This window comes from Deltaproteobacteria bacterium, assembly GCA_011375175.1.
In the GTDB taxonomy this organism is placed as follows: domain Bacteria; phylum Desulfobacterota; class GWC2-55-46; order GWC2-55-46; family DRME01; genus DRME01.
In genome coordinates, this window is sequence record DRME01000110.1 from 1 (window position 1) to 13,778 (window position 13,778).

At 59.8% G+C, this 13,778-nt stretch carries 8 protein-coding genes and 1 tRNA gene; 3 read left to right on the plus strand and 6 right to left on the minus strand.

Annotation, left to right across the window (positions count from 1 at the left end; genetic code table 11):
• Positions 1-168: 168 nt before the first annotated feature.
• The 3 genes from ENJ37_09005 to ENJ37_09015 all read right to left on the minus strand — a co-directional run bounded on the left by ENJ37_09005 (position 169) and on the right by ENJ37_09015 (position 2,589).
• Positions 169-1,239, minus strand: a complete 1,071-nt coding sequence (locus ENJ37_09005) for an N-acetyl-gamma-glutamyl-phosphate reductase (GenBank protein ID HHL40631.1) — start codon at positions 1,237-1,239, stop codon at positions 169-171.
• A 174-nt stretch (positions 1,240-1,413) separates the two neighbouring features.
• Positions 1,414-1,806: a 30S ribosomal protein S9 gene (locus ENJ37_09010; protein HHL40632.1), complete on the minus strand. Its 393-nt coding sequence runs from the start codon at positions 1,804-1,806 to the stop codon at positions 1,414-1,416.
• Between the two features lie 354 nt (positions 1,807-2,160).
• Positions 2,161-2,589: a 50S ribosomal protein L13 gene (locus tag ENJ37_09015; protein ID HHL40633.1), complete on the minus strand. Its 429-nt coding sequence runs from the start codon at positions 2,587-2,589 to the stop codon at positions 2,161-2,163.
• Positions 2,590-2,808: 219 nt separating this feature from the next.
• Between ENJ37_09015 and ENJ37_09020 the strand changes: the two genes are divergently transcribed.
• The 3 genes from ENJ37_09020 to ENJ37_09030 all read left to right on the plus strand — a co-directional run bounded on the left by ENJ37_09020 (position 2,809) and on the right by ENJ37_09030 (position 5,570).
• Positions 2,809-2,885: transfer RNA gene (locus tag ENJ37_09020), tRNA-Met, on the plus strand.
• A 240-nt stretch (positions 2,886-3,125) separates the two neighbouring features.
• Positions 3,126-4,595, plus strand: coding sequence for a site-specific DNA-methyltransferase (locus tag ENJ37_09025; GenBank protein ID HHL40634.1), 1,470 nt, complete (start codon positions 3,126-3,128; stop codon positions 4,593-4,595).
• Between the two features lie 3 nt (positions 4,596-4,598).
• A complete protein-coding gene (locus tag ENJ37_09030) occupies positions 4,599-5,570 on the plus strand; it encodes an XcyI family restriction endonuclease (GenBank protein ID HHL40635.1) in 972 nt (323 codons plus the stop codon).
• Positions 5,571-5,650: 80 nt separating this feature from the next.
• Here ENJ37_09030 and ENJ37_09035 read toward each other — a convergent pair whose 3' ends face one another.
• The 3 genes from ENJ37_09035 to ENJ37_09045 all read right to left on the minus strand — a co-directional run bounded on the left by ENJ37_09035 (position 5,651) and on the right by ENJ37_09045 (position 13,500).
• Positions 5,651-6,610 (minus strand): hypothetical protein, encoded by a 960-nt coding sequence (locus ENJ37_09035; protein ID HHL40636.1) that lies wholly within the window; start codon positions 6,608-6,610, stop codon positions 5,651-5,653.
• Positions 6,611-6,766: 156 nt separating this feature from the next.
• The gene (gene smc, locus ENJ37_09040; GenBank protein ID HHL40637.1) at positions 6,767-10,360 is read right to left on the minus strand and encodes a chromosome segregation protein SMC; all 3,594 of its coding nucleotides are present in this window, start codon (positions 10,358-10,360) and stop codon (positions 6,767-6,769) included.
• Between the two features lie 401 nt (positions 10,361-10,761).
• Positions 10,762-13,500: a pyruvate, phosphate dikinase gene (locus tag ENJ37_09045; GenBank protein HHL40638.1), complete on the minus strand. Its 2,739-nt coding sequence runs from the start codon at positions 13,498-13,500 to the stop codon at positions 10,762-10,764.
• Positions 13,501-13,778: the final 278 nt, after the last annotated feature.

A 13,778-nucleotide genomic window follows, 5' to 3' on the forward strand; every position in this document is an offset into this window, starting at 1 on the left:
GTAAAAAGGTTCCCTCAGACTCCCTCCAAAAACTTTTAACGCCCTGCGGTTCATCCCGATTTTGCAAGCAAAATCGGGATGAACCGCAGGGAATTAAAGTCTTTGAAGGGGGTCTGGGGGAAACTTTCTACAGAAAGTTTCCCCCAGGGTAATTAATCAGAGTTTCCTTCATATTTGGAGCGGCGCGGTGCGCAGTCCCTCGGTCTCGTCGAATCCGAAGAGGATGTTCATGTTCTGCACCGCCGCCCCTGAAGCGCCCTTCACGAGGTTGTCTATGGCCGAGACTATGACCACACGTCCCGTCCTGCCGTCGGCCCGCAGTCCTATGTCGCAGAAGTTGGAGCCCCGCACCCAGCTTATGTTTGGGAAGACCCCCTCGGGCCGCACGCGGACGAAGGGCTCGCCGTCGTAGAAGTCCCGGTAGAGTTCGAGAAGCGCCACCGTCGTGTGGGTGCCGGTGAGCGAGGCCGTCACGGTGGTGAGGATGCCCCGCGACAGGGGCAGGAGATGCGGCGTGAACGAGACCCTGACGGCGGCTCCGGCCACGTCGGAGAGGACGGCCTCTATCTCGGGCGTGTGGCGATGGACGGCGACCTTGTAGGCGCCGAAGGCCTCGTTGACCTCGCAGAAGGAGGTTGCGAGCGAGGCCGACCGCCCGGCGCCGCTAACGCCGCTCTTCGAGTCGATGACGATGGTCGAGGGGTCTACGACCTCCTCCTTGACGGCCGGCGCCAGGGCGAGCACGGCCGACGTGGGATAGCAGCCGGGATTTGCTATGAGCCTTGCGCCCTCGACGGCGCGGCGGTAGAGCTCGGGCAGGCCGTATACGGCGGAACCGAGAAGCTCGGGGGCCCTGTGCGGGGCGTACCAGGCGCGATACGTCCCGGCGTCACGGAGCCTGAAGTCGGCGCTCAGGTCGACCACCTTCCTGCCGGCCTCGATGAGCCCGGGCACGACGGCCATGGAGGCGCCGTGGGGCAGGGCGCAGAAGATGCAGTCGGCCTCTCCGAGCGGTCCTTCGAGAGAGCCGAGGACGCCGCCCTCGGCTTCCCCCTTCAATTCATCGAAGAAGAGTCCGTCGAGATAGCCCATGAGCGAGGGAAAGACCGACGATACCGGCGCCCCGGCGAACTGTCTCGACGAGGCGTAGCATACCTCCACCTTGTCATGGAGCGCCAGGATGCGCAACAGCTCAAGCCCCGTGTAGCCGCTTGCGCCGATTACGGCCGCCTTTATCATCGCCACCACCCCTTGTCCGGGAAAAAAAGAAGGGAAGGCATATGGCGGCCTCCCCCTCGTGACAAGACGTCCTTAAGCTGCGAACGCCTCAAGGAAACGCTGACTCATTTCACTGCGGGAAGCCTTCTTGAGAAGGTCTCCCGCAGAGCAATCAACCGGAGTTTCCTCAAGGGCCTATCTCTTGGAGAACTGGAACCTCGCCCGCGCGCCCCTCTGGCCGTACTTCTTCCTCTCCTTCATGCGCGGGTCCCTGGTGACGAGACCGTATTTTCGCAGGGTGGGCTTGAGGGCCGGGTCCATGGCGATAAGGGCCCTGGCGATGCCGTGTCTTACGGCCCCGGCCTGTCCCGATATGCCGCCGCCCACCACGTTGGCCTTGACGGAGAACTTGCCGACCGTGCCGGTCACCTCGAAGGGCTGGCGGACGATCATCTTGAGGGTCTCCCTGGTGAAGTACTCGTCTATGGGCCTCTTGTTGATGACGATCTCTCCCGACCCGCCGCAGAGCCTCACCCTGGCCACCGAGGTCTTGCGCCTTCCGGTGGCGCTGTAGACTTCCTGAGTCATTTACTCGATCCTCCGTTTTGTTTCAATTCCTTGCGGGGCGCCCGCCGCGGCAGCGCCGCGACACCGACTCCGCCGAACCGGCAATACCCTGTCGCTTATTCCATCGTCCGGCCCGTCCCGCGCCTTCCGCCCGGAAGCCGCGACACCGGCGAAGTCTCAGGGGGCGGCGCCATTTTCCTCGCCGCCTGCGCCCCTCAAGGCCGCGGCGTCTTCGGGGCCCGCCGATTCGATGAAGCCCTTTTCACGATGCCATTGCCCCCCAGCATGCCGTTGCCCCTGTCTGCCGTTGCCCCTGTCTGCCGTTGCCCCTGTCTGCCGTTGCCCCTCCTGCGCCGCCGTGGCGGCCAGCCGGGCTCAGTCCAGGAGCGGCCTGGGGCGCTGCGCTGCGTGCGGGTGGTCGGGACCGGCGTAGACCTTGAGCTTCCTGAAGAGCGATCTGCCGAGCGGCCCCTTGGGGAGCATGCCCCAGACGGCCTTCCTGATGGCCTCTTCTGGCTTCTCGGCGAGGAGCTTGCCCAGGGCGACAGTCCTGAGGCCGCCGGGGTAGTTGGTATGCCTGTAGTAGATCTTGTCGGTGAGCTTTCTGCCGGTGACGCTCACCTTGTCGGCGTTTACGACGACGACGAAATCGCCGGTGTCCACGCCCGGAGTGTAGACGGGCTTGTGCTTGCCCCTGAGCACCGACGCTATGGCGGCGGCGGTCCTGCCGAGGTTCTTGCCCGCCGCGTCGACGAGGTACCACTCCCTCTTCACCTCGCCGGTCTTTGCAAGATAGGTCTTCATGATCGCGGTAATCCCCTGAAGTCTTATTTGAACGAGTTATTTTAATGGGGCCGGCCGTCTCTTGTCAAGTGTTTTTGTTCTGCTGCGGTGAGCCGCGCCCCCTTGCCGTTCTCGCAGCACGGCCCGCTCGGATTCTCAAGAGGGGGATCTCCCTGCGCAATATTTTTCCCTTCCGCCCTTGACAAGCCCTGGGGTTTTTATTATAATGTTTACTCCAGTTGCGGGGTGGAGCAGTCCGGTAGCTCGTCGGGCTCATAACCCGAAGGTCGCAGGTTCGAATCCTGCCCCCGCTACCATACAGATTCTCGCACTTTGAGGTGCGATTTTAGGGGTCGGCCGTAAGGGCCGACCTTTTTTTGTTTGAAATTCTGGCGATTTTTTAATTTAATATGGCTAAGCATGTATAAGACAGCGGGAGAACAAGGCCCGGTTGTCCCCATTTTTGATAAAAGAAGGAGGCCTTCTTGTCTTGACAGTCCAAGATGTTGTGTGCTATTTATGTTCAAACCACTATATACTGTAAAACGTATAATACCATGGTAATGTTGTTCCAGACTGCAAAGCAGTTGCATCGGAAACAAATAGAGGACTTTGGTATCCCCATCTCTAAAGTCGAAAGGGCTGTACTCTATCAAAAATTTGCTGACAAACTTATCGTGAATCCCGAGCTTACTCGTGCCCTCGTATCCTACCAAGCTAATAAGAGTGCCCCGTTTTACCGCTGGCTGAAGTATAAGGAGGCCTTCTCTTCCGAGCTTGTCAAATATGTCTTGGACAGATTCCGGCCGAATGCAGGGAGGACTCCACGAGTTCTGGACCCCTTTGCAGGTGCAGGGACTACCCTGACCACTTCCTCGAAAGAAGGCTGGAAGGCAACCGGCATAGAGCTTTTGCCTATCGGAATCGCCGCTATTCGCGCCCGTCTTTCTGCAGACAAGGTCAACATCAAATCATTCAAGTACTACTTGGACCATTTGGGAAAATACTCTTTTGATATTGCATCAAATAAGTATACTTTTCCTCATCTCCGCATAACCGAGAAGGCGTTCTCGAAAAAGACAGAAAAAGCGCTTTCTTCGTACGTGGCATTTATCGAGAACATCAAAAATGAAGATACAAGGTATCTTTTCTGGTTCGCCTGCCTTTCCATCCTCGAAGATGTAAGTTTCACCCGTAAAGACGGTCAATACCTTCGGTGGGACTCAAGGTCGGGAAGATCACTGAGGTCGAGCTTCAACAAAGGCAATATCCCGGACTTCAGGACAGCCATAATCAGCAAGCTCCACATCATTTTCGATGACCTCAAGAAGAGAAATGGTGGCACCTTCTCTAAAAATGTCAAGGTGGTTGAAGGATCGTGCTTGACCGAGCTTGCAAAACTGCCGGCAGAATCCTTTGACCTTATAATGACCTCGCCGCCGTACTGTAATCGCTACGATTACACTCGTACCTACGCCCTTGAGCTGGCTTTTATGGGTCACACTGAAGAAGATGTGAGAAACCTAAGACAGACACTTCTCTCAGCAACCGTGGAAAACAAGACCAAGCGCAAGCAACTCGCGCTGGAATACTGCACTGCAGACAGGATGGACAGGTACGAAGCCGCGGTAAAAGCATTCACGAACCAACGAGCCCTCCACGAAGTCCTGGACATACTATACGAGGCGCGAGAGCAGGGCAGCCTGAATAACAATAACATACCAAACCTTGTGGAGAATTACTTCTTTGAGATGAACATCGTTATTCACGAGCTTTCGAGGCTGCTTGCACCGGGCGGTCACGTTGTAATGGTAAACGACAACGTCCAGTATCACGGTGAAGAAGTCCCTGTCGATCTCATTCTCTCGGATTTAGCCCAAAACGCGGGGCTTAATGTTGATCACATCTGGGTCCTGCCGCGTGGTAAAGGAAACAGCAGCCAGCAAATGGGTGCCCATGGCAGAAATGAAATCCGCAAATGCGTTTATGTATGGTCAAAACCAAACAACGAGCAAAAACCTTCATAGAAAATGGCAGAGACAAACCAATATACAGAAGATCTTCGCCTGATAAAATCCCTTCTCATAGTTACATCCCTGCAAAAACGAAGAGACCTCCATGCACTAAAACTTATCAAAAAATTCGCTGGCAAGTTGCGCTGGAAACCATACAGCAACCTCCTTATCGACCCCGAAATCTGGAAATACGCAGTTAAGACCCAGGGATATGACCCAAAGCTCGTCTTTTGCCATCCAGAGGTTCTCTTATACGAGCCCACAACAAGCCTATACTATCGAGGGCTATGTGGACTTTCATTGAAAGCTGTAAGAGACTATTTTGGTGCTGTCGATTCCCTGGAAGCGGGCAACCCGCGGGCACGTTTGGACAATGAAAAGGCGTTAAAAATGGCTCGTACCTATAATGCCTTCATTTGCTCAATCATAAAGAACTCATCTGATTGGACCCTTGAAAATGGCAACCGCACCATTATTGCCACGCTTGGCATCACCCTTGATGGCGTGATGAGGAACAAAATCGGGGATATAGCCGAAGAACGGATAAGGGGGCTTGTCGTAGAATGGCTGGCCGAACGCAATTTAATCATAGAACCGGTTCCTTCGAAGCTCAAAAAGCTCGAAAGTACACCAAGCTACCTAACCCTTAAAAAGGATATTTTGATGCGCTTTAGCCCGGAGCCGGACATATCGTTTCTAAAAGACGACCAGCTACTTGCCGTCATAGAGATTAAAGGCGGGATTGACCCGGCAGGCGCGCTCGAAAGGTACGGAGCGGCCAAAAAATCCTTTGAACATGCTATAGGTGTAAGCCCTATGTGCAAAAACTTTTATCTTGGAGGTGTCTTTACAGAAGAGCTTACCAAGCGCATAAGCAGTGACCGCCTCGTTGAAAAAACATTCAATGTCATCGAAATCCTTGACAAGCCAAAAATACGAAAAGAATTCTTTGACGAGATTTTTCATCACACATTGCGGCTGATATGAAAAGAGGGCGGACTGAGTGAAGAGCTCACCGTGAACCTTCTAGAAATAGGGGGACGCCACCTCGTGGCGTCCCCCTATTTCTAGAATGGAATGTCGTCGTAATCATCTGTTTCAGGTCCGGCTTTCGGTTCTTCATTAGCCGGGTGAAGCTCAAGATGTCGTTTCAAGAGGTAAAGCATCAGGACGCCAGATAGATTTACAGCGAGTTCTGCAAGGCTCTTAGGAGGCTCGTTGACATCTATACCTTGTCCGTGCCCAACCCCCTTTTCAAAATTTCGCACCACGGGAACAGCTCGGAGAATATGCTCCTCAAATGCTTTCAAGAAGCCCTCATGGTAGTCGGGCACAAGACCGCTATCGATAACCTTTTTAATAAGACGCCCTGGCTTTTCCTGGTCAATCCCAAGAATCGCCTTCATCGTGCTTTCTACCGCAAGATTAGCGGCGTGCATGGCACCCTTGTAGTCCCCGCTGGAGAAATCGGACCGAGCATGTTGAAATTCAGCTAACGCACCTTCGAATCCCCCTATGAACAGAAGCTCTGCCGCTTTTGAATGTATTTCTGCTTCCAACCATTTCGAATCAACACGTATGATCCGGCCTTCAAGCATACGCCAGGGTAAATTGGCATCTTCGAAGACAACGTTCAGCTGGCCTTGGTACTGGGCCGGATCGGCTAAAGGAGTATTCCAGTGCACTTTGTCTTCCACGAGAAGATCGTAAAATAGCTCCATAGCATCGAGGACAAACCTGGGGACACCACGCAGAATAAACTCTTTGGCATCCTTCAGAACCTCCCACTCCGACCGCGACTGGTAGGCACGTAGTTCCTCCCAACCGTGTTCTTTTTTCAGACAGTCGGGGAGTTCATCCCAAGCAAGTGTCCGGTTGTTGTTGTTGATACTGTTGGGATCGTAATAGGGATCAAATTCCTCAATCACATACCAGATTCTTCGGCGAACAGGCTGACTAAGGCTTACTTCCCTGGCCGCTTCTGGATGTCTCTTTGAGAAAACTTTCAAAGCCATGGTATTCTTCACCTCGGAATCGCCAAGAGCATCGCGTCCAGTAATCGTTTCCACTGCCTTTCGAGTACATGGCCAAAAGCGCGTTGACCAAGTGCAGGAAGTCAGGGCCGCGATCCTGCTCTATCGTGATGAGCGCGCGCAGTTTATGGTCGGCCCGGAAAGACCCGCTCAGAACTCCACGCTCACGGCCTTCGATACGCCGGGCTCCTCCATGGTGATGCCGTAGAGCCTGTCCGCAAGCTCCATTGTCCGCTTGTTGTGGGTTATGAGCAGGAACTGGCTGCGGGCCGACATCTCCTTCAAGAAGGCGTTGAAACGGTCGATGTTGGCGTCGTCGAGAGGGGCGTCCACCTCGTCGAGCAGGCAGAAGGGACTCGGTTTTATGAGGAAGATGGAGAAGATCAGCGCCGTGGCCGTCAGCGCCTTCTCGCCGCCGGAGAGCAGCGTCATGTTCTGGAGCCGTTTGCCGGGAGGCTGGGCCGCTATCTCTATGCCCGACTCCAGGATGTTGGACTCGTCGGAGAGCCGCAGCTCGGCCCTGCCGCCGTTGAAGAGCCGCGGAAAGGTCTTCTTGAATGTGGCGTTCACCTCATCGAAGGTGCGACGGAAACGCTCGCGGCTTGTCCTGTTTATCCGGGCGATGGCCTTGCGGATGGCCTCCATCGAGCGGGTGAGGTCCTCCTGCTGGGAGACGAGGAATTTGTGCCGCTCGTCGAGTTCGGCGAACTCCTCGAGGGCCGCCATGTTAACCTCGCCGAGCGAGTCGAGTCGGGCGCGAAGCTCATCGCGCCTGCCTTCGAGGGCCTCGACGTCTATATCCCCCTCTCCCGCGGCGGCGCCGGCCGTGTACGCGGCGAGGTCGCAGCCGTAGCGGTCGGCCATCCTCTCGCTCAGGGCCTCGCGGCGAAGCTCCGTCTCCTTGAGCTCCACCGAGAGCCTCCCGGCCTCCTCGCGCACGCGGGAAAGCTCCGAGCGCAAACCCTTGAGCTCCTCCTCGAGCTCCTTTTGCCGGCGGACCAGCCCTGCGATAACCTCCCCCTGCTCGATCTCCCTGCGCCGCACCCCCTCTCTTTCGGAGAGAAGCTTCTCGATGCGCCTCTTGAGCCCCGCGGCCCTGGACTGCGCCTCGCGGCGCTCCCTGAGACCCGACTCCACCTCGGCGGCCTTGAGCTCCATCCGGCCGCCGAGCTCGTCGATGAGTCTCTTCTTTTCGGCGAGTCTCTCCTTGAGCGCCCCGAGCTGCTCACGGGCCGATGCGATGGCCACCCGCGCCTCGGTCACCGAGGCGCGGCACCTCTCGCACTCGGCCGCAAGCTCCGCCTCGCGGGACGAGAGCTCGGCCATGCGGGCCTCGACGGCCCCGCGCCGCTCCTCGAGCTCCTCGCGTCGCGCCGAGAGCGCCGCCTTGGCCGCGGCCACCTCCTTTAGCTTCTCCTCGGCCCCGCTCCGCTCGGAGGCGAGGGCCCCGCACCTGGTCGATAGCCGCTCCACCTCCTCGGCGAGCCTTTTTACGCGGCCTTCGACCTCGACACGCCCGATCTCCGTCGAATGGAGCGTCTCCCTCAGTCCCTCGACGACCTTCCTCGTCTCGGCCACGGCCGCCGAGAGCCCCTCGCGCCGCTGCCGAAGCGGCCGGAGCCGGCCCTCGAGGCGGGCCACATCGTCGCGCAGGCGCTTGATCTCCATCTTCTGCCGGAGTATGCCGCCTTCGGCGCCGCCGCCCCTGCCGCCGGTCACGACGCCGCATGGGTCCACGACCTCGCCCTCACGGGTGACTATGGTCCGCACGGCGCCGTTGCCTCTCCACAGCTCGGCAGCGGCGGCCATGTCGTCGACGACCACCACATTGCCGAGGAGGGCCCTCACAAACCCCTCGCAGCCGTCCTTGACACGAACCTCGTCGATGAGCACCGACGCATCGACGGTTCCGTCAAGGCCGATGGCCGGGTCTCCCACCCCGGCCATGACGGGGCTTCCCGCCTCCTTGAGGGGGACGAAGCTTCCGCGCCCGGCGGACCGCTCCTTGAGGTACTCGACGGCCTCCACGGCGCCTTCCATGTCGTCGACGAGCACGTACTGTAGCCTGTCGCCGAGCACGGCCTCGACGGCCCGCTCGAAGCCCGGCGAAGGCTCGATGACGTCGGCAAGGAGACAGCGCACGCCGGAGGAAAGGCGGGAGCGCCCCCCGCGCTCCCCGTCCCGGCCCAGGCGCATGACGGCCTTCACGCCGTCCTTGAGCCCCTCGTAACGGGCCTCCATCTCCTCGAGGGCCCGGAGTCTCGAAGCCTTGTGCGAGAGCTCACCGGTCAGCGCGCCGAGCTCCTCCTCCACGGCGGCCCGTTCGTCTTCCAGGGCCTTGAGTTCGGCTGAGCTCTTCTCGAGCTCCGCGCCGAGGCTGCGGGCCTTCTCGACGAGGCCGTCGAGACCGCTGCGGAGTTCTCCGAGGCGCGCGCGCCTCTCTTCCAGCGCAGCGCTCGTCTCGGATATCTCCCTCGCCGCCCTCGCCTCGCGAAGCCTCAGGTCGTCCTCCTCCCTCATGGAGGCCTTCATCGAGTGCTTGAGCTCGGAGAGCTCGGAGAGTATCTTGAGGTGGGCGGCCTTCTCCGCGCTGAGAAGCGAGCGCTCCTCGTCGAGACGCTCCCGCGCCTCGGCGAGGCTCCGCTCTCTTGCGGCCAGCTCCTCGCGGCTGCGGGCTATGGAGGCCTCCCTGTCGGCCACGGCGGAGGCGATCTCCTCCACCTGGCCGCCCGCCGCCTCCCTCTCGGCCTCGAGGGCCGCGATCTCCTCGCCGAGCCTGCGCTCGTCGCGCTCGAGCCCGCTTACGAGCATGGCCACACGCTCGTTCTCGCGCTCGCAGCCGTCGATCTCGCCGTCGATGGCGGCGAGCCTGTTTCTCGTCTCGGCGAACGCCGCCTCCGCCTCGTCGCGGCCGCCGCTCAGCTCCTCGCCGGCGGCCTCGGCCGCGCTCATCCTGGCTGCAAGCGCCGCCTCCTCGTCGGCGAGGAGCGAAAGCCTCCTTCTCCCCTCGTCGATCCTGCCGGCAAGCTCCCTGTAGCTGCGGCCGGCGAGCCGCAGCTCCACTTCCCTGAGCTCGTCGCGCAGGGCCTTGCACCGCTCGGCCTTTCGGGCCTGGCGCTTGAGCGAGCCGAGGCGGCGCTTGACCTCGCCGGTTATGTCGCCTATCCTCGTGAGGTTCGCCTTCGTCGCCTCAAGGCGCCGCAGCGCCGCGTCGCGCTTGCCCTTGAAGCGGTTTATGCCCGCCGCCTCCTCGAATATGACGCGGCGCTCCTCGGCTCTTGCGTTTATGAGCCAGCCCACCTGGCCCTGCTCTATTATGGAATAGGCCCTCGTGCCTATGCCCGTGTCGGTGAAGAGGTCTACTATGTCCCTGAGCCTGGCCCTCACCTTGTTTATGTAGTACTCGCTCTCGCCCGAGCGGTAGAGCCTGCGCTTGACCTCTATCTCGCCGAAGGAGGCGAATCGCGGCGGGGCGGCCCCGCCGTCGTTCGAGAAGGTGAGGACCACCTCGGCCATGCCCATGGGCTTTCGCGTCTCGCTGCCCGAGAATATGACGTCCTCCATGAGACGGCCGCGCAGGTGCCGGGCGTTCTGCTCGCCCAGGACCCAGCGCACGGCGTCGACGATGTTGCTCTTGCCGCAGCCGTTGGGGCCCACCACGGCCGATATGCCCAGCGGGAGGTCGAAGACAACGGGGTCGGCGAAGGACTTGAAGCCCTGTATCTTGAGTCTCTTTATCTTCATGAACACACCTCGGCGCCACGGACCCGCCGCCGGCCCCGCGACGAAACCGCTCCTCGCCACGGCAACCACACCGGCCGGACACGGGGCCTCACCTGTGTGAAGAGGTTAGCAGAGTCCCGAGACTTTGTAAAGGGAAAAATACTACGGAAAGTATACCGGAGAGACGCAGGATACAATATGTTGGGGCAAGCCGGCGATTGCACTGAGGGAACCTTTTTGAAAAAAGGTTCCCTCAGACTCCCTCCAAAAACTTTTAATGCGAGTTGGCTTCCCCCTGTTTTGCCAGGCAAAACAGGGGGAAACCAGCTCGTATTGAAAGTCTTTGAAGGGGGTCTGGGGGAAACGTGGGCCTGTGGCCCTTCTACAGAAAGTTTCCCCCAGGGTATTTAATCAGGGCTTCCTTAAGATTTGCGGCTGCTCTTTGCGCTCTTTCGTCCCCTGCCCTTTTTGCCTTCCTCGGCGTCCTTGAGCGCCGCGTGGGCCGCGGCGAGCCTTGCTATGGGGACCCTGAATGGAGAGCACGAGACGTAGTCGAAGCCGTTACGGTGGCAGAACTCCACGGTCGCCGGGTCTCCGCCGTGTTCTCCGCAGATGCCTATCTTGAGGTCTCTTCTCACGGCCCGGCCCTTTTCTATGGCCATGCGTATTAGCAGGCCCACGCCCTCCTGATCGAGCGACTGGAAGGGGTCGTTTGCGAAGATGCCCGCGCGGTTCTCGTCTACGTAGACGGGGAGGAAGCGGCCCGAGTCGTCGCGCGACATGCCCATGGTCATCTGCGTGAGGTCGTTGGTGCCGAAGCTGAAGAACTCGGCCACCTCGGCCACCCTGTCGGCCGTGAGCGCGGCCCTGGGCACCTCGATCATGGTGCCCACCAGGTAGCGGACCTTGACGCCGTAGCCGGCCATGACGGCGGCGGCGACCTCTCTTGTGCGCGTAGCCAGTATGTCGAGCTCCTTTGCGTCTATGACGAGGGGGTGCATGATCTCGGGGAGCACGCGCACGCCCTTCTTCTTGCACTCGCAGGCGGCCTCCATGATGGCGCGCACCTGCACCTCCAGTATCTCGGGATAGGTGATGCAGAGGCGGCAGCCCCGGTGCCCGAGCATGGGATTGGACTCGTGGAGCCGCTCTATGCGGTGGCGCACCTGGTTGAAGGGGAGTTCGAGGGCCTGGGCCAGGAGCTTCTGGTCGCTTTCGTTGTGGGGGACGAATTCGTGGAGAGGGGGATCGAGCAGCCTGATGGTGACGGGCTTTCCGTCCATGGCCTTGAAGATGCCGATGAAGTCCTTGCGCTGGAGCGGCAGGATGCGCTCGAGCGCCTCCTTGCGCGAGGCCGTGTCGTCGACCAGTATCATGCGCTGGATGGCGAGCCTCCTCTCGTCGGTGTCGAAGAACATGTGCTCCGTGCGGCAAAGCCCTATGCCCTCGGCGCCGAGTCGGACGGCGTTCTCTGCGTCGTAGGGGGTGTCCACGTTGGTGCGCACCTTGAGGGTGCGGGCCTTGTCCACCCACTTCATGAGCTTGAAGTAGGAGTCCGGGAGCTGCGGCTTCTTGAGCCTAAGGGCCGCGCGGAAGACCTCGCCGGTGGAGCCGTCGAGCGTTATCTCGTCGCCTTCCTTTATGACCGTATTGCCCACGGCGGCCGTCTTGGCCTCGTAGTCGACCGCGAGGTCCTCGCATCCCACGACACAGCACTTGCCCCATCCGCGCGCCACCACGGCGGCGTGGGAGGTCTTGCCGCCCTTGGCCGTGAGGATGCCCTTTGCGGCGTGCATGCCGCCCACGTCCTCGGGGCTCGTCTCCTTCCTCACCAGGATCACGTCCTTGCCCGAGGCGGCCCACTCCTCGGCGTCCTTTGCCGTGAAGACCACGTGCCCCGATGCGGCGCCCGGCACGGCTCCGATGCCGGAGGCGAAAAAGTGTTTTTTCCGCTCCTCGACGGTTATGGAGGGGTCGATGATCGGGTAGAAGAGACCTTCTATGTCCTTCTCCGTTATCCTCTTGACGGCCTCCTCCTTCGTTATGAGCCGTTCCTTGACCATATCGACGGCTATCTCGAAGGCGGCTATGGGCGAGCGCTTGCCCACGCGGCACTGGAGGATGTAGAGCTTGCCGTCCTCGATGGTGAACTCTATGTCCTGCATGTCCTTGTAGTGGCGCTCGAGCTTCTTGCGCACCTCGCAGAGCTGCTTGTAGGCCGCGGGCATTATGGTCCTGAGCTCATCGAGGTGGATGGGCGTGCGGATGCCGGCCACCACGTCCTCTCCCTGGGCGTTCATGAGCAGGTCGCCGTAGAAGACGTTCTCGCCGGTGCTCGGGTCCCTGGTGAAGCACACGCCCGTGCCGGAGGTCTCGCCCATGTTGCCGAAGACCATCTGGACGATGTTGACGGCCGTGCCGAGAAGCCCCGTTATGTTCTCCACGCGGCGGTAGGTCACGGCCTTCTCGGCCATCCACGAGCCTATGACGGCGTCTATGGCGCCCCAGAGCTGCTCGAGCGGGTCCTGGGGGAAGTCCTCGCCGGTGCTCTCCTTGTAGACCTTCTTGAGGACGGGTATCAGCTCCTCCAGTTCTTCCTCGTTCACGTCCGTGTCGACCACGGCGCCGGTGCGCTTGCCCAGGCGAACGCGCGTTCTCCTCTGTTTTATGTCCTCGAACTCGTCCTCGAACCTGGCCTTGTCCACCCCCTTGGCCGTGGAGCCGTACATGAAGATGAAGCGGCGGTAGGCGTCGAGGGCGAAGCGGCGGTTCGAGGTCTTGCGCGCAAGACCCTCGACGGAGCGGTCGTTCAGGCCCAGGTTGAGGATCGTCTCCATCATGCCGGGCATGCTCCGCGCCGCGCCCGAGCGCACGGAGACGAGAAGCGGGTCGTCGGCGTCGCCCAGCTTCTTGCCCGTGAGCTTCTCCAGTCTCCTGAGGTGGGTCAGGACCTCGTCCTCGAATCCGGGAGGGTACTTCCTGCCGTGCCTGTAGTAATAGTCGCAGACTTCGGTGGTAATGGTGAAACCGGCGGGCACCGGCAGACCTATGTTGGGCATCTCCGCCAGTCCGGCGCCCTTACCACCGAGGAGATCCTTCATGTCCCCCCTGCCCTCGGCCTTGGCCGCGCCGAAGAAATAGACGTACTTTTTCCTGGCCATAAAACCCCTCCCGCAAACAGTTTGGTCTACGATGCAAAAAGGTTAACAAAAATAGAGGCGGAAGTCATCAAGTAATTTCCCCGCCATGGCCTCTTTTTCCGCCCCCCGGCGGGCCGTGAGGGCCGTCCCGCCCCCTCCTGCTAAGGGGTCGAAAACAAAAAAGTTTGACACGATGGGCCATCCTTCATATCATTAGGGAAACTCTGATTTATTGCACTGAGGGAACCTTTTTGCAAAAAGGTTCCCTCAGATTCCCTCCAAAAACTTTTAACGCCCTG